This is a genomic window from Streptomyces venezuelae (genome assembly GCF_008642375.1).
Lineage (GTDB): Bacteria > Actinomycetota > Actinomycetes > Streptomycetales > Streptomycetaceae > Streptomyces > Streptomyces venezuelae_G.
Genome location: NZ_CP029194.1, coordinates 7,167,316 through 7,184,377 on the forward strand (window position 1 = coordinate 7,167,316; position 17,062 = coordinate 7,184,377).

Consider the following 17,062-nt stretch of genomic DNA (forward strand, 5'->3'; position numbering starts at 1 on the left):
CGTGCCGCTGAAGCCCCCGGGTCGGAGCGGAACCGGCCCGGCGAGCCGCTACGCGCCCGCCGGCCCCTCCGGTCCGCCGAAGCGCCGCGCCAGGAACTCGTCGAACGTCACGCGGCCCACCGCGCGGTCCGGTGCCAGGTGCTCGCCGCGCCGCAGCCCCCGGTACACCTTGCCCGGCAGCGGCACCTCGACGATGCGGCGCCGGCGACCGCTCGCCCGCAGGTAGGAGTGGGCCAGCTCGACGAAGGTACGGATCTCCGGGCCGGCCATGTCCTCCACCCGGCCCGCCGGCCGCCCCGCGGCCAGCTCGGCGAGGCGCGCGGCCGCCTCCGCCACCTCCAGGGGCTGGTCCCGTACGTCCTTGGGCAGCAGCATGACGGGCGGCTTGGCGAGGCCCTGGAGCAGCTGGAGGATCAGGTCGTGGAACCGGGTAGTGCGCAGCAGCGTCCAGCCGAGGCCCGAGCCCTGGATCATGCGCTCCACCACGTACTTGGTGCGGTAGTAGCCGAGCGGCACCCGGTCGACGCCGATGATCGAGATGTACAGGAGGTGCGGCACCCCGGCGCGCCGCGCCGCCTCGATCAGGAGGCGGGATGCGTCCTTGTCTCCGCGCAGGATGTTGCTGCAGTGGACGACCGCGTCCACCCCGTCGACGGCCCGGTCGAGCAGCGGCCCGCCCTGCCGCAGGTCGACCGCGTACGGCGGGGAGTGCCTGCTGAGGACCCGCACGTCGTGGCCGTCCGCGCGCAGCCGCTCGCAGACGGGCCGGCCGAGGGTTCCCGTGCCGCCGGTCACCAGGATCGTGCTCATGTCTCAAGACTGACGGTCCCGGCCCCGGTCCGCATACGCGGAGGGCGCCCGGTCCGCATAGGCGGAAGACGCCCCGTCCGCACGTACGGAGTCCGCATGTACGGAGTCCGTACACGCGGAGTCCGTACACGCGGAGTCCGTGCAGGCGGAGTCCGCACACACGGAGCGCCGCGCCCCGGACAGGGGGGGCGCGGCGCGGTGGGAGCCCGGCGGCGGCCAGGGCCGTGAGAAACCGCCGCCGGGGGTCTTTCTGGTCCTTCCCAGGGCTGCGTCAGCCGTGGGTCAGCAGGCGCCCAGGTCCTTCCAGACGCCCCACTCGCCGGTCGTGCCCGGCGTCTCGTTCTGGGTCCACCACTGGGCCCTGTACTTGCGGCCGTTGTGGGAGACCTCGTTGCCCGCGTTGTAGATCGTGCCGGCCACGTACGCCGGGACCGTGCCGCAGCCCGTGGGCGGCGTCGTCGGAGGCGTCGTCGGGGGCGTGGTCGGCGGGGTCGTCGGCGGAGTGGTGGGAGGCGTGGTCGGCGGGGTGGTCGGCGGGGTCGTCGTGCCCGGCTCCACGACCGTCGTACCGCGCGCCAGGTCACCGGCGAGGGCGTACGTCGTGCCGTTGATGTTCACCGTCCAGTTGGAGGGGGTGGACACCGGCAGGTAGTAGTTGAACGCCAGGTCGACCGAGGCGCCCGGGGCCAGCGACTGCCAGGCCGGGAGCTTCAGGGAGACGCGGTGGAAGTCGCCCTTCAGGCCGCCCACGTTGGAGCCCGTGTGGTCGCTGCTGATGACCTTCGTGCCGAAGCCCGACTGGTCGGAGGCGTTGCTCGGCGCCGAGGTGCCGTAGTCGAACTGGAACTCGGTGCCGCCCGGCAGCGCCGTCGCCGTGTTGTTGGTGATCTTGATCTTCGGGGTGATCGGGTAGTTCGAGTCGCCGAGCTTGAACTCGGTGAACTGCGCGTCGATCTTCACGGCCTGCGTCGGCAGCGTCGCGTTGGACTTCTTCGCGCCGTACGGGGTGGCCGCCTTGAACTTGTCGTACATCAGCGAGGTGAGCGTGTCACCCATCTCGTACTGGCCCTTGGCGGCGTTCCAGTCGTAGTCGCCGGCCATCTCCCAGACCATGGTGCCGCCGATGCCCTTGTCGACCACGTAGTCGGCCTTGGCGGCCACCGACTGCTCGTCCTCGGTGGAGAGGAAGACCTTCTTCTGCGCGTTCCACAGCCACGGCGCGACCAGGGTCGAGTCGTACTTGCGGGCGTAGGTGCCGGTCAGGGTGGTGTTCGCCGGGAAGCCGTACTGGGTGACGTAGTCGCCGACGATCCCCTTCTCGAGGTTCTTGGCGTGCCACATCGGGTTGGAGCCGGCGGGCGACTCGACACCGTTGGTGTCCTTGTCGTGCCACAGGTTGTCGATGCCGGTGGCACCGTCCCCGCACTTGGTCAGACCGGCGCCGGCGGGGCAGGTGGTCGCGGAGGCCTTGCCCCACAGACCGTCGGTGCCGCCCTGCACGTTCTTGTGGCCGCGGGTGTAGTAGGGCAGGCCGATGTTGATGCGGCCGGCCGGCATCGAGCCGCGGAAGTAGTGGTACGCCCAGTCGGTGTTGAGGTACCCGATGTTGCCGTACTGCGCCGAGCCGTAGACGTTCGCGGCGGCGAGCTCGCCGTCCTTGCCGTCGTCGAAGAGCGAGGCGTTCGGGCCGACGTACTCGTTCCAGGCGCCGTGCAGGTCGTAGGACATGATGTTGACGTAGTCCAGGTACTTCTGCATCTGGAAGGTCTCCATGCCCCGCAGCAGGTAGCCGGAGGAGGGGGCGGCGACGGTCAGCAGGTAGTGCTTGCCGTCGGCGGCGCCCGCCGCGTCGAGCTTCTCGCGCAGGGTCTTCATGAGGGCCGCGTAGCCCTGCACGAGTCCGGCGCGGCGCGCGTTGGCGAGCTGCCAGTCGAGCGGGTTTCCGGCGTCCTTCATGGTCGTCGGGTACTCGTAGTCGATGTCGACGCCGTTGAAGCCGTACTTGCGGATGAAGTCGACGGACGAGGTCGCGAAGGTGTCGATCCCGGCCTGGTTGACCGAACCGTCGGCGTTGGTGGCCATCGAGTAGAAGCCGCCGGAGTTCACCCGGTCGCCGTTGTCCGCGAAGTAGCCGCCGGTCTCCGCCCAGCCGCCGACCGAGATCAGCGTCTTGACGTTCGGGTGCTGCTTCTTGAACTTGTTGAGCAGGTTGAAGTGGCCCTTGTAGGAGTAGGCGGGGTCCATCTCCGCGCCCGCGACACCGGGCCAGGTCATCCCGGTGGCCGCGTTGTTCGGACCGTCCGTGCCGACGGAGAGCTTGTTGTCCCCGCCGATGTGACCGAAGGCGTAGTTGATGTGGGTGATCTTCTCCCACGGGATGTCCTTGGCCAGGTACGCGGGCTGGCCGTTCTTGCCGTCGCGCCAGCCGGTGAAGTAGCCGATGACCCGGCGCTGGTGGTCCGCGCCCATCTTCTCGCGGCCCTCGGTGTCGTAGACCGAGCAGTAGGGGACGTCGACGCCCGGGGTCTTGTAGAGCCCGTCGGGGCGACAGGACTCGTTGTCGGCCGCGTACGAGACGCCGCCGGAGAGCGAGCTGAGCAGCAGCCCGGCGACGGCTGCGCCGGAGGAGAGCAGCGAGGCTCTTTTCGCGGTGGGGGACAACACGATCGGGTCCTCCTGGGGTGGGGGTCCCTCCACGCCGCAGGGCGCAGGGGGAGTCGAAAGAACACAACGAACAAGGGGGTGGGTCGTGTTGGGCCCGTGGAGTGCGCACGCCGCCGGGCCCCTCCTAGGAGGTGACACGGAGATTAAGAGGACTAGACCAGTGCGTCAATAGGTCTGGACCAACGAAGAATTCTGTGGGACTCTGTGAGCCAGACCACAGGATCTCGGCCACATCGCTTCGCGCGGCTCGTGGCACACTGGCCCTGTATCAGCAGCAGCGCACTCCGGGGTCGGTGTAATTCCGAACCGGCGGTATAGTCCGCGACCCGTCCGCAGCCAGCGGCCGGTTGACCAGGTGAAATTCCTGGACCGACGGTGAAAGTCCGGATGGGAGGCAGTGCGCGGCGGGTGACCCCTTCCAGGGGTGTGCCGGCCGTACGTCCGCTGGTCGCCGTGTCGTCACCGATCGGCGTACCCGCAGGACGCGGCCTCGGCGCACCCTGTGAAAGGCGTATTTCCCGCTCTCTGTCGTCATCGACAGGCCCCGGAGTCCGTGCCCGAAGAGGCAGGAGGACCCGGTGGCCCAGCAGGCCGACATCACCGCCATGCGACGCGCCGTCGAGCTCGCCGCACGCGGACTCGGCGCCACCAGCCCCAACCCCGTCGTCGGCTGCGTCGTCACCGACGCCTCCGGACACCGGGTCGGCGAGGGCTGGCACCAGCGCGCCGGCGGCCCGCACGCCGAGGTCCACGCCCTGCGCGAGGCCGGCGTCCTGGCCCGCGGCGGCACCGCGTACGTCACCCTCGAACCCTGCAACCACACCGGCCGCACCGGCCCCTGCGCCCAGGCCCTGATCGAGGCCGGGGTCAGCCGGGTCGTGTACGCGGTCGGCGACCCGAACCCGCAGGCCACGGGCGGTGCCGACACCCTGCGCGCCGCCGGCGTCGAGGTCGCGCAGGGCCTCCTGGAGGACGAGGCCCAGGCGGTCAACATCGCCTGGCTCACCTCCGTCCGCCGCGGCCGGCCCTTCGTCCGGTGGAAGTACGCCGCCACCCTCGACGGCCGGATCGCCGCCGCCGACGGCACCTCCCGCTGGATCAGCTCCGCCGAGTCCCGCGCCGACGTCCACCGACTGCGCGCCGAGGCCGACGCCGTCGTCGTCGGCTCCGGCACCGCCCGCGCCGACGACCCCCATCTGGCCGTACGCGGGATCGAGGAGGCCGTGCAGCCCCTGCGGGTCGTCGTCGACACCGAGGCGACCGCGGTGAAGCCCGGCGCCCGGGTCCTCGACGACGCGGCCCCCACCCTGATCGCGATCGCCGAGAACGCGGAGAACGCTGCGACCGGCCTCCCCGACGTCGTACGCCTCCCCAGGGCCGGGCGCGGCCTGTCCGTACCCGCCCTCCTGGACGCCCTGCACGAGCGCGGCGTCCGCTCCGTACTCCTCGAAGGCGGCCCCACCCTCGCGGGCGCCTTCGTCGCCGCGGGCGCCGTCGACCAGGTCGTCGGCTACATCGCCCCGGTCCTCCTCGGCGCGGGCCCGCAGGCCCTCGCCGACGCCGGAATCACCACCATCACCGACGCGTTGCGGCTCGACGTCACCGAGACCGCGCGCATCGGCACCGACATCCGCATCACCGCCACCCCCAAGGAGCGCTGACCGTGTTCACCGGAATCGTCGAAGAACTGGGCGAGGTCGTCGCCGTCGAGCAGCTGGAGGACGCCTCCCGCTTCCGACTGCGCGGCCCCCTGGTCACGGAAGGCGCCCAGCACGGCGACTCCATCGCCGTCAACGGTGTCTGTCTCACGGTCGTCGAGCACGGCGACGGCGAGTTCACCGCCGACGTCATGGCCGAGACCCTCAAGCGGTCCAGCCTCGGCGCCCTCGAAGCGGGCTCCCGCGTCAACCTGGAGCGACCCATGGCCGTCGGAGACCGCCTCGGCGGCCACATCGTCCAGGGCCACGTCGACGGCACCGGCACCATCCTCGACCGGACCCCGTCCGAGCACTGGGAGATCGTCAAGGTCGGCCTGCCCGCCCACCTCTCCCGCTACGTCGTCGAGAAGGGCTCGATCACGGTCGACGGCGTCAGCCTCACCGTCGTCGAGGTCGCCGACGACTGGTTCACCATCAGCCTCATCCCCACGACCCTCGCCCTGACCACGCTCGGCATCAAGCAGAGCGGCGACCCGGTCAACCTCGAGGTCGACGTCATCGCCAAGTACGTCGAGCGACTGCTCGGCCCGAACGCCCAGGAGAACGGCAAGTGAACTGGCTCAACTCCGAGGCGTTCACCGTCCTCGACCAGCGCATCGTGTGGTCCGACATGATCGGCAACACGATCGGTCTGATCGCCCTCGCGCTCGGCTGGCGGCGCTCCATACTCACCTGGCCCGCCCAGCTGCTCTCCGGCGTGATCCTCGTCGGCGCCTACGCCTCCGCCCATCTCTCCGGCGGCGTCGGCAAGCAGCTCCTGGTCATCGGCGTCGCCGCCTGGGGCTGGTGGCAGTGGAACCGCGGCCGGCAGCAGGCCCAGGACGGCTCCATCGCCGTCCGCTTCGCCACCTGGAAGGAGCGCGGCCTGCTCCTCGCCGGCGCCGTCCTCGGCACCCTCGCCGTCGGTGGCCTCTTCACCCTCTACCCGTCGCTCTCCTGGAGCCCGTGGGCCGACGCGTACATCTTCGTCGGCACCCTCGTCGCGATGATCGCCCAGGCTCGCGGCCTGGTCGAGTTCTGGTTCGCCTGGCTCCTCGTCGACCTCGTCGGCGTCCCCCTCGCCTTCAACAGCGGCCTCGCCTTCTCCGGCCTGGTCTACGTCATCTACTTCGTCCTCGTCATCTGGGGCATGCGCGACTGGTGGCTCCGGACGCGCACGACCTCCGCCGCTCTGGAAGGAGCCCACGCATGAGCGCCGCCCTTCCCCTCTGGGACGCCACCGACCTCGCCCTCGACCCCGTCGAGCAGGCCATCCGCGACATCGCCGCCGGTCGCCCCGTCGTCGTCGTCGACGACGAGGACCGCGAGAACGAGGGCGACCTCGTCATCGCTGCCGAGAAGGCGACCCCCGAGATCGTCGCCTTCATGATGAGCGAGTGCCGCGGACTGATCTGCGCGCCCATGGAGGACGAGGAGCTGGAGCGCCTCCAGCTCCCGCAGATGGTCGAGCACAACACCGAGTCGATGCGGACGGCCTTCACCGTCTCCGTCGACGCGTCCCCCGCCCACGGCGTCACCACCGGCATCTCCGCCGCCGACCGCGCCACCACCCTGCGCATGCTGGCGAGCGGCAGCCACGAGCCGTCCGACTTCGTCCGCCCCGGCCACATCTTCCCGCTGCGGGCCAAGGCCGGCGGCGTCCTCGCCCGCAACGGCCACACCGAGGCCGCCGTCGACCTCGCCCGCCTCGCGGGCCTCCGCCCGGCCGGCGCGATCGTCGAGATCGCCGGCGAGGACGGCGTCATGCTGCGCCTGCCCGAGCTGGTGCCCTTCGCCCGCAAGCACGGCCTCACGATCATCTCCATCGAGGACCTGATCGCCTACCGGCGCTCCGCCGAGCCGACGGTCCGCCGCGAGGCCGAGGTCCAGCTCCCCACCGCGCACGGCGACTTCACCGCGTACGGCTACCGCTCCACCGTCGACGGCGTCGAGCACGTCGCCCTCGTCCACGGCGAGATCGGCGACGGCGAGGACCTCCTCGTGCGGGTCCACTCCGAGTGCCTGACCGGCGACATCTTCCACTCGCTGCGCTGCGACTGCGGCCCCCAGCTCCAGGCCTCCATGGACCGGATCACCGAGGCGGGCCGCGGCGTCGTCGTCTACCTGCGGGGCCACGAGGGCCGCGGCATCGGCCTGCTCTCCAAGCTCCGCGCGTACGAACTCCAGGAGCAGGGCCGCGACACCCTCGACGCCAACCTGGAGCTGGGGCTGCCCGCCGACGCCCGGGACTACGCGGCCGGCGCGCAGATCCTCGCCGACCTCGGCGTCCGGAGCCTGCGCCTGATGACCAACAACCCCGACAAGATCGACGCCCTCACCCGGTACGGCCTCACCGTCGAGGGCCGCGAGCCGATGCCCGTCACGGCCGGCGAGCACAACCTCCGCTACCTGCGCACCAAGCGGGACCGGATGGGCCACGACCTGCCCTGGCTGGACGGCTCCCCGGCCTCCACCTGTGGCAACCAGTAATCACGTACGTATCCACCGGCAAGGAGAAACATGAGCGGCAAGGGCGCACCCGTCCTCAGTGTGAAGAACTGCGGCGACCTGCGGGTCGCGGTCATCGCGGCCCAGTGGCACGAGAAGATCATGGACGGCCTCGTCGACGGCGCCCTGCGCGCCCTCAGCGAGCTCGGCATCGACGAGCCGACGCTGCTGCGCGTCCCCGGCAGCTTCGAGCTCCCGGTCGTGGCGAAGGTACTCGCCGGACGCGGTTACGATGCCATCGTCGCGCTCGGAGTCGTCATCCGCGGCGGAACCCCGCACTTCGAGTACGTGTGCCAGGGCGTGACCCACGGCCTCACCCAGGTCTCGATCGACACCGGCGTACCCGTCGGATTCGGTGTCCTCACCGTCGACAACGAAGAGCAGGCCCTCGACCGGGCCGGCCTCGAAGGATCCTCCGAGGACAAGGGCCACGAAGCGGTCACCGCCGCCGTCGCCACCGCCACCACGCTGCGCACGGTCAGCGAACCCTGGCGCTGAGTGGCGCCTTCCCACCCCGTACTCTTAGGACCATCATGGCGAACGGAACCCGTAAAAGCTTCGAAGAGCTCTTCGCCGAGCTCAAGCTCAAGGCAGAGACCGGCGACCCGGCCACCTCCCGCACCGCGGAACTGGTGGACAAGGGCGTCCATGCCATCGGCAAGAAGGTCGTCGAAGAGGCCGCCGAGGTCTGGATGGCCGCCGAGTACGAGGGCAAGGAAGCGGCCGCCGAGGAGATCTCGCAGCTGCTGTACCACGTCCAGGTGATGATGGTCGCCCGCGGGATCTCGCTCGACGACGTCTACGCCCACCTCTGAGCACACCCGTCCCACAGTTCCGAAAACTCCCAGGCAAAGGAAGCTCACCTCATGCTGCGCATCGCCGTTCCCAACAAGGGTTCCCTCTCCGGACCTGCGTCGGCAATGCTCCATGAGGCCGGCTACCGGCAGCGCAAAGAGTCCAAGGAGCTCGTCGTCATCGACCCCGACAACGAGGTCGAGTTCTTCTACCTGCGGCCGAAGGACATCGCGATCTACGTCGCCTCCGGGAAGCTGGACATCGGCATCACCGGCCGTGACCTGCTCCTGGACTCCGGGGCCAGCGCCGAGGAGATCCTCGCGCTGAACTTCGGCCGCTCCACCTTCCGCTACGCCACCCGTCCGGGCACGGCGAACGGCCCGGAGGACTTCGGTGGCATGACCATCGCGACCTCCTACGAGGGCATCGTCGCCAAGCACCTCGCCGACCAGGGCATCGACGCCTCCGTCGTCCACCTGGACGGCGCGGTCGAGACCGCGATCCAGCTCGGTGTCGCGCAGGTCATCGCGGACGTCGTGGAGACCGGCACCAGCCTGCGCAACGCGGGCCTCGAGGTCATCGGCGAGCCGATCCTCACCTCCGAGGCCGTCGTCGTCCGCCGCCACGGCGCCACGGACGACAACCCGCAGGTGCAGCAGTTCCTGCGGCGCCTCCAGGGCGTCCTGGTCGCCCGCTCGTACGTGATGATGGACTACGACTGCCGCGCCGAGCACCTGGAGCAGGCCGTCGCCCTCACCCCGGGCCTCGAGTCGCCGACCGTCTCCCCGCTGCACAACGAGGGCTGGGTCGCCGTCCGCGCGATGGTCCCCGCCAAGGAGGCGCAGCGGATCATGGACGACCTGTACGAGATCGGCGCGCGCGCCATCCTCACCACCGCCATCCACGCCTGCCGCCTCTGACGGCTGCCGGCCCGCACGTCCCCCGAGACACGGAGAGAACCCCGATGTCCGATGCACCGCTGCCCGCCCTTCCGGTCACCTTCCGTCCCGGGCGCACCAGGGCGGTCCTGCTGACCCTGAGTGTCACGATGTTCGTCGTCGTCACCGTCGTGGCGCTGATGCTGGAGCGGCTGGGCCCGGGGGAGCGCGTCAGCTTCGTCTTCACGGCGGCGCTGCTCTCCGGGATCCTCGTCCTGCTGAGCCGTCCCAAGGTCGTCGCCGACGACGAGGGCGTCACGGTCGTCAACATCACCCGGACCCGGCGGCTCGCCTGGGCGGAGATCGTCAAGGTCAACCTCCGCCCCGGTGACGCCTGGGTCTTCCTCGACCTGAGCGACGGCACGAGCCTGCCCGCGCTCGGCATCCAGCCCGGCATCGCCAAGGAAGCGGCGATCCGGGACGCCCGCGCCCTGCGGGCCCTGGCCGACAGCCGGGGGACGGTCGCGGAGCGGGTCTGAGACCCCGTTCCGTCCCCCATCCGGGTCGGACCCCCTGCCCCACGGGGCGTTCGCGTGACTACTCTGGAGGCGGTGGTGCCGAGCGGCACCACCGCCTCGCGTGTGCAGGGCCGCCGTCGCGGCCCGCGAGGCCGCCCTTCGACCCGAGGAGTGACTCCCTCCAGCAATGGACGGATCGTCCGGTAGTACCTGCGCCGCCCCCTCCCAGGAGGCGGCGGCATGATCATTTCCCTACTGCTGCTCGCCGCGGCCTTTCTCCTGATCCTCGCCAACGGCTTCTTCGTGGCCGCCGAGTTCGGTCTCGTGACCGTCGAGCGCGCCGAGGCCGAGCGAGCCGCGGCAGCCGGCGACCGGCGCGCCCGCAGCGTCGTCGCCGCCCTGCGCGAGCTGTCCTTCCAGCTCTCCGGCACCCAGCTCGGCATCACGCTCACGTCGCTCGTCGTCGGCATGCTCGCGCAGCCCGCGCTCGCGGGGCTGCTGGACGGGCCGCTCACCGCGACCGGACTGCCCGAAGGGGCCGTCTCCGGCATCGCGGTGGTGATCGGGATGCTGCTCGCCTCCGCCGTCCAGATGGTGGTCGGCGAGCTCGTGCCGAAGAACTGGGCGGTCTCCCGGCCCCTCCAGGTCGCCCGCTTCGTCGCCACCCCGCAGCGCCGCTTCTCCGCGCTCTTCCGCCCGGTGATCGCCCTGCTCAACCGCGTCGCCAACCGGCTCGTCCGGCTCATGGGCGTCGAGCCCACCGAGGCGCTGGACTCCGTCCGGACCCCCGGCGAGCTCGTCTCCCTCGCCCGGCACTCCGCCCTGGCCGGCGCGCTCGAACAGGACACCGCCGACCTCTTCGTACGGACCCTCTCCCTCGGCGGTCTCACGGCCGGCCAGGTCATGACCCCGCGTGTGAAGGTGAGCGCCCTCCAGTGGGACGCCACCGCGGCCGACGTCCTCAACCTCACCCGGGCCACCGGCCTCTCGCGTTTCCCGGTCTACCGCGACCGCATCGACGAGATCGTCGGCATGGTCCACCTCAAGGACGCGCTCGCCGTCACCCCGCACGCCCGGCTGCGCACCCCCGTCGGCCGGATCGCGGTCCCGCCGCTCCTCGTCCCCGAGACGCTGCCCGCCCAGGCCCTCCTGGAGCGGCTGCGCAGGGAGCAGCCGATCGCCGTCGTCGTCGACGAGTACGGCGGTACGGCGGGTGTCGTCACCCTGGAGGACATCGTCGAGGAGCTCGTCGGAGAGGTGCGCGACGAGCACGACACCCTCGCCGACGGCCGCCCCGAGCTGGCCGCCGCCCCCGCCGAGGAGGGCCACCCCGCGTGGGAGGCCGACGGCTCCTGCCGGGTCCACACCCTGCGCCGGATAGGCCTCGACGTGCCCGACGGGCCGTACGAGACCGTGGCCGGGCTCGTCGCCGACCTCCTCGGGCGCATCCCCGCCCCCGGCGACCGCGCCGAGCTCCCCGGCTGGCGGCTCTCGGTGCGCCAGGTCGACCGCTACCGGGCCGGGCGCGTCCGGCTCGTGCGCACCGGCCGGGACCCGGAGCCGGGTCACGCCTCGGGTCCGGCCCGTGAGCCTGGCCACCGGTCGGCCGCGGTCCCGGTCCCGGAGCCGTACGCCGATCCGCTCGCGGCGGACACCGGCGGCCCGCTCGTCGCGGAGGGCGTCCGATGAGCATGCTCCAGCTGCTGTTCGCCCTCGTCCTGGTGCTGGCCAACGGCTTCTTCGTCGGAGCCGAGTTCGCGCTCGTCTCCGTCCGCCGCAGCCAGATCGAGCCGCTCGCCGGCGCCCGTGCCCAGCAGGTCCTGCACGGTCTGGAGAACCTGCCGCAGATGATGGCGGCGGCGCAGTTCGGCATCACCGTCTGCTCGCTGACCCTCGGTGCCGTCGCCGAACCGACCGTGGCCCGGCTCCTCGAACCGGTCTTCCACACGATCGGGGTCCCCGAGGGCCTGATCCACCCGCTCGGCTACGTCATCGCCCTCGCCGCGGTCGTCTTCCTCCACCTCGTCATCGGCGAGATGGTCCCGAAGAACCTGGCGATGGCGGCGCCCGAGCGGACCGCGCTCTGGCTCGCCCCGGCGCTGGTCGGCTTCGCCCGGCTCTGCCGGCCGGTGACGGTCGCGCTGGGTGCCTGCGCCCGGCTCGTTTTGCGGGGGTTCAAGGTCGAGCCGAAGGACGAGGTGGAGGCGGTCTTCACCCGGACGCAGCTCGGCCGGCTCGTCGAGGACGCCGGCCAGGCCGGGCTGCTCGACCCGGCCGAGCAGGAGCGCCTGGAGGACGCCCTCGAACTGGGCAGCCGCCCGGTGACGGACGTCCTCATCGCCCAGGGCTCCCTGGTGACGGTCCCGCCGTCCGTCACTCCGCGCGAGATCGAGGAGCTGACCGTACGGACCGGCTACTCGCGCTTCCCGGTCCGCGCCGAGGCGCGCGGCACCTTCATGGGCTTCGTGCACGTGAAGGACGTCCTCGACCTGGAGGACCGGGAGCGGGCCGTACCGCACCAGCTGTGGCGGCCGATGGCGACGCTCCGCGCCGAGCTGCCGCTCGACGACGCCCTCACCGTGATGCGCCGCGCCGCCACCCATCTGGCGCAGGTCGCGGACGGCTCGGGCCGGGTCCTCGGCCTGGTCGCCCTGGAGGACGTCCTGGAGATGCTGGTGGGCGAGGTCCGGGACCCGGCCCACCGGCTGCCCGTCGGTTAGTACCCCGGAGGTTCCTGCTGCGGGCCGCGGTCGACCGGACCGCGGCCCGACAGGACCTCGCCGTACGCCTGCATCAGGTCGGCGAGCCGGAGGGTCGCGAGGTCGTCCCGGGTCGGCGTGCCCGGGTAGCCGGAGAGCCGCAGGTCACGGTAGGCGCAGGACTTCTCGTACAGGGTGCGCAGGAAGCGGCCGTTGCCCAGCTCGTCGATCCAGCCCTGCTCGACGACGTGTCCGCCGATCGAGCGGAGCTCCTCCCGGGCCTCGTCGTCCCAGCCGTCGCCGTTGGCCGCCGCCAGGACCTCGCCGATCGCGGTGAGTTCGAGCGGCCGGTAGGAGGGGAAGTCGACCCGCGTGGTGAAGCGGGAGGACAGGCCGGGGTTGGTGCTGAGCAGTCGGTCCATGCCCTCGGGGTAGCCGGCGAGGATGACCACCAGATGGTCGCGGTTGTCCTCGGCCCGCTTCAGGAGGACCTGGAGGGCCTCGTCGCCGTAGGCGTCGCCCTTGCTGTAGCCCGTGTTGGAGAGCGCGTACGCCTCGTCGACGAAGAGCACCCCACCGAGCGCCGAGTCGATGAGCTCGTTGGCCTTGACCGCCGTCTGGCCGAGGAACTCACCGACCAGGTCGGCCCGTTGAGCCTCCACGAGGTGGTCGCCGCCGAGCAGCCCGAGGGCGTAGAAGACCCGGCCCAGGATCCGGGCGACCGTGGTCTTCCCCGTGCCGGACGGGCCGGAGAAGACGAAGTGGCGCTTCGGCGGCTGGACGGGGAGCCCCTGGTCGGCGCGCAGCCGCGCCATCTCCAGCTGCGCGGAGAGCGCCTTGACCTGCCGCTTCACCGGGTCGAGCCCGACCATGCCCTCCAGCTCGGCGAGCGCCTCCGCGAGCAGGACGGGGTCGGTGGGTCCGGCGGGGAAGCGCGGCGGCCCCGGCTGCCCGGGCAGCGGCGCCTTGTGCCGCACGGTCTCGGGCGGGGTGACGGGAACGATCGGCGGTACGGGTTCGGGCGCGAGCCGCAGCCCGTCGCCCAGCACCCCGGCTTCGGGGTCCGGGCCGGGCGCGGTGTCCACGGTCTCCTGGCCGAGACCGCCGCCGGCGGTGCCGAGGGCGACCGTCGCGAGGCCGGACGGGTCGTCCACGCCGTCGTACCCCTCGAAGCCGTCGTACTCGGCGATGGCCGCGAGACGGGCGGCCGTGTCCATGAACGCCGGGTCGATCCGGTGCACGGCCCGGTAGAGGGGCAGCGCCGCGGCGCTGCGCCCGGTGCCCTCGTGGGCGCGGGCGAGCCAGTAGCGGAGCTCCTTGCGCTGCGGCTGCTCGCTGCGGCAGCGCATCAGCGAGGCCGAGAGCAGCGGCTCGGCCTGCCCGTACATCTCGAGCCGGACCCGGGCCATGCCGCCGAAGAGGCCCGCCTCGATGCCGAGCAGCGGGTCGTCGACGAGCGTCTCCGTGTGGCGGACGAGCTGGTCCCAGTCCTTGACGAGATAGGCGCGGCAGGCGTGCAGGAAGCGGACCTGCGCGTCGGTGTCGACCGGGGGCAGCCCGGCGAGGGCCCGGTCCAGCTCCGGCACGTGGCGACCGTCGAGCCAGTGGGAGGCGTGGGCGAGCAGCAGGTCGCGCGGGCTCTCCAGGACGGGCTGGACCCACCAGCCCAGCCAGTACCAGGAGTTCAGCGTGCGGCGGTGCCGGGTGCGCTGCTCGCCGAAGCGCTCCCGGTTGCGGTACATGCGCAGCAGCGCGGTCGTGGTGTCCACCCGGAGCGCGTGCAGCCCGAGCCAGGCGTCCGCCATCCCGGGGTCGATCCGTACCGCCGTCCGGAACTCGTCCTCCGCCTGCGGATAGGCGCCCATCGTGTAGGCGTCGACTCCGCGCAGCCAGGCGAGCTCGGCGGGGGCAAGCGAGCCCTGCGTGCCGATGTCCATCGGGTCCCCCACAACCGTCTTCGCATGGACGGGATTTGACCGCACCTGGGGGCATCGTACCTGCGCAGGGGGTGTGCGCTTAAGGAGAAGCGCATGATCCGGAAGCAGTGACCCTGGGTGAGCGCCGGGGGGTGCGAGGGGGCTTCCGAGAGGGTGATCCGGGCAGAACGAAGCCCCCGATCACGGGGGAACAACCGGGGGCTTCGTGTCCGAGGCGGCTCCGAAAAGCCGCACATTGAGAACGTAAGACCTGTAAGCCCCCGGGGTCAAGCGGTGTTGAAGCACTTGCGGAAGCGGACTTTCGGCCCCTCAATTCGCGGACATGGAGCCGTCACGGTACGTGATGATCTGGTCCTGGCCCGCTGTCGCAGAGGGCCCGGGAAGCCAGTCGTATCCCTCTCGACGCTCCCGTACCAGGGTGTCGGCGAACGGCCGGGAGGGGTCCTCGGCGAAGTGGCGAGTCTCCGCCAGAGTCCAGCCGTCCCAGAAAGCGGTCTGCTCCGGGCCGTCCCGGTGCCGCCCCCGGATCCAGGACTCCTCGGGCTCTCGCTCCATCCACAGCAGCCACGCCAGGAACGGCCGCACCACCGCCCGCCCGGCGCCGACGCCCTCGACGAGGACGACCGGGGCCGGCGGCAGCGCGCGGGGCTCGCCGAAGGTCCGGCCGGTCCAGTCGTACGGCCGGTACTGCGCGGTCTCGCCCCGGGAGAGCGGCTCCAGGACCTGCCGCCGTAGCCGGCCGGTCCATGCGAAGAGCTCCTCGTGGGTGGCGAGGTCGTCGAGGTGGAGGACGGGGGCGCCGCCGAGTGCGGTGGAGAGGCGGGCCGCGAGGGTGGACTTCCCGGAGCCGGCGTGGCCGTCGACCGCGACCAGCCGGACCGGTCCGCAGGAGGGCGGGAGCCGGAGCAGGGCGTGGGCCGCGCGGTCGAGGTCGTTCATGGGCCCAGGGTAGGGGAGTGGGGGACCGCCGCAGGTCAGGGAGGTGCCGCCGCCAGTGGTCGAGACCAATATTGGTGCGGCGACGCGGGGCGAAGTGCTGGCGGACGCCCCGCGCGAGCCGGGATAGTGAGCCCGCGCAGCAGGTCCGTACGCCCACCGTTCTCGACTCGTTCTCGACTGGGGGTCACCGCCCATGACCAGCTCCACCCCGCGCAGAACCGTCCTCGCCGCGGCTCTCGCGGCCGCCGCGGGAACGGCCGCGGCCACCGCCGCCTCCGCCGTCCCCGCCTCCGCCACCGCTCCCGACGGCACAGCCGCCCCCGACCGCGCCCCGGGCGAACCGGCCGACCGGGCCACCCCGGGACACGAACCGGCGCCCGGCCCGGTCGACAACCGCTTCTGGCACTCCTACACCGACTGGAGGTGCGGCAGCGCGGCCGGGACGAAGGCGGTCGCCGGCCGCCGCCCCGGCCTGGTCCTCGCCACCCCCGCGGGCCGCACCGAGTACGCCGACCCGCACACGGGCCGGACCACGGCCTGGGAGTACGCGACCTGGACCTCGCCCGCGCACACCTCGACCGTGCCCGCCACCGAGGTCATCGCCTCCTGGAACGCCCGTACGCCGCCCGGCACCTGGCTCCAGGTCGAGCTCTCCGGCACGTACTCCGACGCCACCGCGACCCCCTGGTACGTGCTGGGGCGCTGGGCCTCCGGCGACGGTGACATCCGGCGCACCTCGGTCGACGGCCAGACCGACGGCAAGAGCTCCGTCTGGACCGACACCTTCGCGATCGACGACGCGGCGAGCGGCCTCCGGCTGGTCTCCTACCACCTCCGCCTGACGCTGTACCGCCCCCCGGGCAGCGGCCTCACCCCCACGGTGTGGCGGCTCGGCGCGATGGCCTCGGACGTCCCGGACCGCTTCACCGTCCCGGCCTCGGAGCCCGGCCCCGCCCGCGAACTGACCGTGCCGCGCTACTCGCAGAACACCCACGTCGGGCAGTACCCCGAGTACGACAACGGCGGCGAGGCCTGGTGCAGCCCGACCTCCTCCCAGATGATCGTCGAGTACTGGGGGCGCCGCCCCTCGGTCGAGCAGCTGGCCTGGGTGAACCCGGACTTCGCCGACCCCCAGGTCTGCCACGCGGCCCGCTTCACCTACGACCACCAGTACGAGGGCTGCGGCAACTGGCCCTTCAACGCCGCCTACGCGGCCACGTACCCCGACATGAACGCGGTGGTCACCCGGCTGCGCTCGCTCACGGAGCTCGAATCCCTGGTCCGGGCGGGCATCCCGGCCATAACGTCCCAGTCCTTCCTCAAGGAGGAGCTGACCGGCGCCGGGTACGGCACCGCCGGCCACCTCATGACGGTCATCGGCTTCACGCCGGACGGCGACGTCATCGCCAACGACCCCGCCTCCCCGAGCAACGAGGCCGTCCGCCGGATCTACCGGCGGCGGGAGTGGGAGAACATCTGGCTCCGGACGAAGCGCTACAACGCGAGCGGGCGAGTGGTCTCCGGCACAGGCGGGGTCTGTTACCTCTACTTCCCGGACCGCCCTTCGCCCGCCCAGCGCAAGGCCCTCGCGGTCCTCGGCATCGGCTGACCGGGGCG

At 71.9% G+C, this 17,062-nt stretch carries 15 protein-coding genes and 1 riboswitch; of the genes, 11 read left to right on the forward strand and 4 right to left on the reverse strand.

What is annotated here, in order from left to right; translation table 11 throughout:
• Positions 1 to 48 precede the first annotated feature (48 nt).
• Positions 49 to 810, reverse strand: a complete 762-nt coding sequence (locus DEJ46_RS32805) for an SDR family oxidoreductase (protein WP_150272171.1) — start codon at positions 808 to 810, stop codon at positions 49 to 51.
• Positions 811 to 1,092: 282 nt separating this feature from the next.
• Positions 1,093 to 3,474 (reverse strand): chitinase C-terminal domain-containing protein, encoded by a 2,382-nt coding sequence (locus tag DEJ46_RS32810; protein WP_150272172.1) that lies wholly within the window; start codon positions 3,472 to 3,474, stop codon positions 1,093 to 1,095.
• Between the two features lie 275 nt (positions 3,475 to 3,749).
• Positions 3,750 to 3,879: riboswitch (FMN riboswitch) on the forward strand.
• Between the two features lie 173 nt (positions 3,880 to 4,052).
• On the opposite strand from DEJ46_RS32810, the gene ribD reads away from it, so the two are divergent.
• The 10 genes from ribD (at position 4,053) to DEJ46_RS32860 (ending at position 12,590) form a co-directional block, all read left to right on the forward strand.
• Positions 4,053 to 5,135 (forward strand): bifunctional diaminohydroxyphosphoribosylaminopyrimidine deaminase/5-amino-6-(5-phosphoribosylamino)uracil reductase RibD, encoded by a 1,083-nt coding sequence (ribD, locus tag DEJ46_RS32815; protein ID WP_150272174.1) that lies wholly within the window; start codon positions 4,053 to 4,055, stop codon positions 5,133 to 5,135.
• Positions 5,136 to 5,137: 2 nt separating this feature from the next.
• A complete protein-coding gene (locus DEJ46_RS32820; protein WP_055644607.1) occupies positions 5,138 to 5,746 on the forward strand; it encodes a riboflavin synthase in 609 nt (202 codons plus the stop codon).
• Between the two features lie 56 nt (positions 5,747 to 5,802).
• Positions 5,803 to 6,384, forward strand: coding sequence for a nicotinamide riboside transporter PnuC (locus DEJ46_RS32825; RefSeq protein WP_223835520.1), 582 nt, complete (start codon positions 5,803 to 5,805; stop codon positions 6,382 to 6,384).
• Complete coding sequence (locus tag DEJ46_RS32830) at positions 6,381 to 7,661, forward strand: bifunctional 3,4-dihydroxy-2-butanone-4-phosphate synthase/GTP cyclohydrolase II (protein WP_150272178.1); 1,281 nt, start codon at positions 6,381 to 6,383, stop codon at positions 7,659 to 7,661. Before DEJ46_RS32825 ends, DEJ46_RS32830 begins: the two co-directional genes overlap by 4 nt.
• Positions 7,662 to 7,691: 30 nt before the next feature.
• The gene (ribH, locus tag DEJ46_RS32835; protein WP_024760819.1) at positions 7,692 to 8,177 is read left to right on the forward strand and encodes a 6,7-dimethyl-8-ribityllumazine synthase; all 486 of its coding nucleotides are present in this window, start codon (positions 7,692 to 7,694) and stop codon (positions 8,175 to 8,177) included.
• Between the two features lie 35 nt (positions 8,178 to 8,212).
• Positions 8,213 to 8,494 carry a phosphoribosyl-ATP diphosphatase gene (locus tag DEJ46_RS32840; protein ID WP_055644610.1) on the forward strand — a complete coding sequence of 94 codons (282 nt, stop codon included), beginning with the start codon at positions 8,213 to 8,215 and terminating at the stop codon, positions 8,492 to 8,494.
• Between the two features lie 51 nt (positions 8,495 to 8,545).
• Complete coding sequence (gene hisG / locus DEJ46_RS32845; protein ID WP_141302165.1) at positions 8,546 to 9,394, forward strand: ATP phosphoribosyltransferase; 849 nt, start codon at positions 8,546 to 8,548, stop codon at positions 9,392 to 9,394.
• Positions 9,395 to 9,438: 44 nt separating this feature from the next.
• Complete coding sequence (locus DEJ46_RS32850) at positions 9,439 to 9,891, forward strand: PH domain-containing protein (RefSeq protein WP_150272180.1); 453 nt, start codon at positions 9,439 to 9,441, stop codon at positions 9,889 to 9,891.
• Between the two features lie 219 nt (positions 9,892 to 10,110).
• Positions 10,111 to 11,559 carry a hemolysin family protein gene (locus tag DEJ46_RS32855; RefSeq protein ID WP_223835263.1) on the forward strand — a complete coding sequence of 483 codons (1,449 nt, stop codon included), beginning with the start codon at positions 10,111 to 10,113 and terminating at the stop codon, positions 11,557 to 11,559.
• Entirely contained in the window at positions 11,556 to 12,590 is a 1,035-nt protein-coding gene (locus DEJ46_RS32860) for a hemolysin family protein (protein WP_150272182.1), read from the forward strand. The genes DEJ46_RS32855 and DEJ46_RS32860 overlap by 4 nt, the downstream gene beginning before the upstream one ends.
• Here DEJ46_RS32860 and DEJ46_RS32865 read toward each other — a convergent pair.
• Positions 12,587 to 14,506, reverse strand: coding sequence for an AAA family ATPase (locus DEJ46_RS32865; RefSeq protein WP_150272183.1), 1,920 nt, complete (start codon positions 14,504 to 14,506; stop codon positions 12,587 to 12,589). The genes DEJ46_RS32860 and DEJ46_RS32865 overlap by 4 nt on opposite strands.
• Positions 14,507 to 14,815: 309 nt before the next feature.
• Positions 14,816 to 15,445 carry a uridine kinase gene (locus tag DEJ46_RS32870; protein WP_150272185.1) on the reverse strand — a complete coding sequence of 210 codons (630 nt, stop codon included), beginning with the start codon at positions 15,443 to 15,445 and terminating at the stop codon, positions 14,816 to 14,818.
• Positions 15,446 to 15,638: 193 nt separating this feature from the next.
• Here DEJ46_RS32870 and DEJ46_RS32875 point away from each other — a divergent pair, with 193 nt between their 5' ends.
• The gene (locus tag DEJ46_RS32875; protein ID WP_150272187.1) at positions 15,639 to 17,054 is read left to right on the forward strand and encodes a peptidase C39 family protein; all 1,416 of its coding nucleotides are present in this window, start codon (positions 15,639 to 15,641) and stop codon (positions 17,052 to 17,054) included.
• Positions 17,055 to 17,062 lie beyond the last annotated feature (8 nt).

Coding starts and splice junctions, on each gene's coding strand:
- DEJ46_RS32850 (WP_150272180.1), top strand. CDS start 9,439: ATGTCCGATGCACCGCTGCCCGCCCTTCCGGTCACCTTCCGTCCCGGG.
- DEJ46_RS32825 (WP_223835520.1), top strand. CDS start 5,803: ATGATCGGCAACACGATCGGTCTGATCGCCCTCGCGCTCGGCTGGCGG.
- DEJ46_RS32860 (WP_150272182.1), top strand. CDS start 11,556: ATGAGCATGCTCCAGCTGCTGTTCGCCCTCGTCCTGGTGCTGGCCAAC.
- hisG (WP_141302165.1), top strand. CDS start 8,546: ATGCTGCGCATCGCCGTTCCCAACAAGGGTTCCCTCTCCGGACCTGCG.
- DEJ46_RS32855 (WP_223835263.1), top strand. CDS start 10,111: ATGATCATTTCCCTACTGCTGCTCGCCGCGGCCTTTCTCCTGATCCTC.
- ribH (WP_024760819.1), top strand. CDS start 7,692: ATGAGCGGCAAGGGCGCACCCGTCCTCAGTGTGAAGAACTGCGGCGAC.
- DEJ46_RS32870 (WP_150272185.1), bottom strand. CDS start 15,445: ATGAACGACCTCGACCGCGCGGCCCACGCCCTGCTCCGGCTCCCGCCC.
- DEJ46_RS32875 (WP_150272187.1), top strand. CDS start 15,639: ATGACCAGCTCCACCCCGCGCAGAACCGTCCTCGCCGCGGCTCTCGCG.
- DEJ46_RS32805 (WP_150272171.1), bottom strand. CDS start 810: ATGAGCACGATCCTGGTGACCGGCGGCACGGGAACCCTCGGCCGGCCC.
- DEJ46_RS32830 (WP_150272178.1), top strand. CDS start 6,381: ATGAGCGCCGCCCTTCCCCTCTGGGACGCCACCGACCTCGCCCTCGAC.
- DEJ46_RS32865 (WP_150272183.1), bottom strand. CDS start 14,506: ATGGACATCGGCACGCAGGGCTCGCTTGCCCCCGCCGAGCTCGCCTGG.
- DEJ46_RS32840 (WP_055644610.1), top strand. CDS start 8,213: ATGGCGAACGGAACCCGTAAAAGCTTCGAAGAGCTCTTCGCCGAGCTC.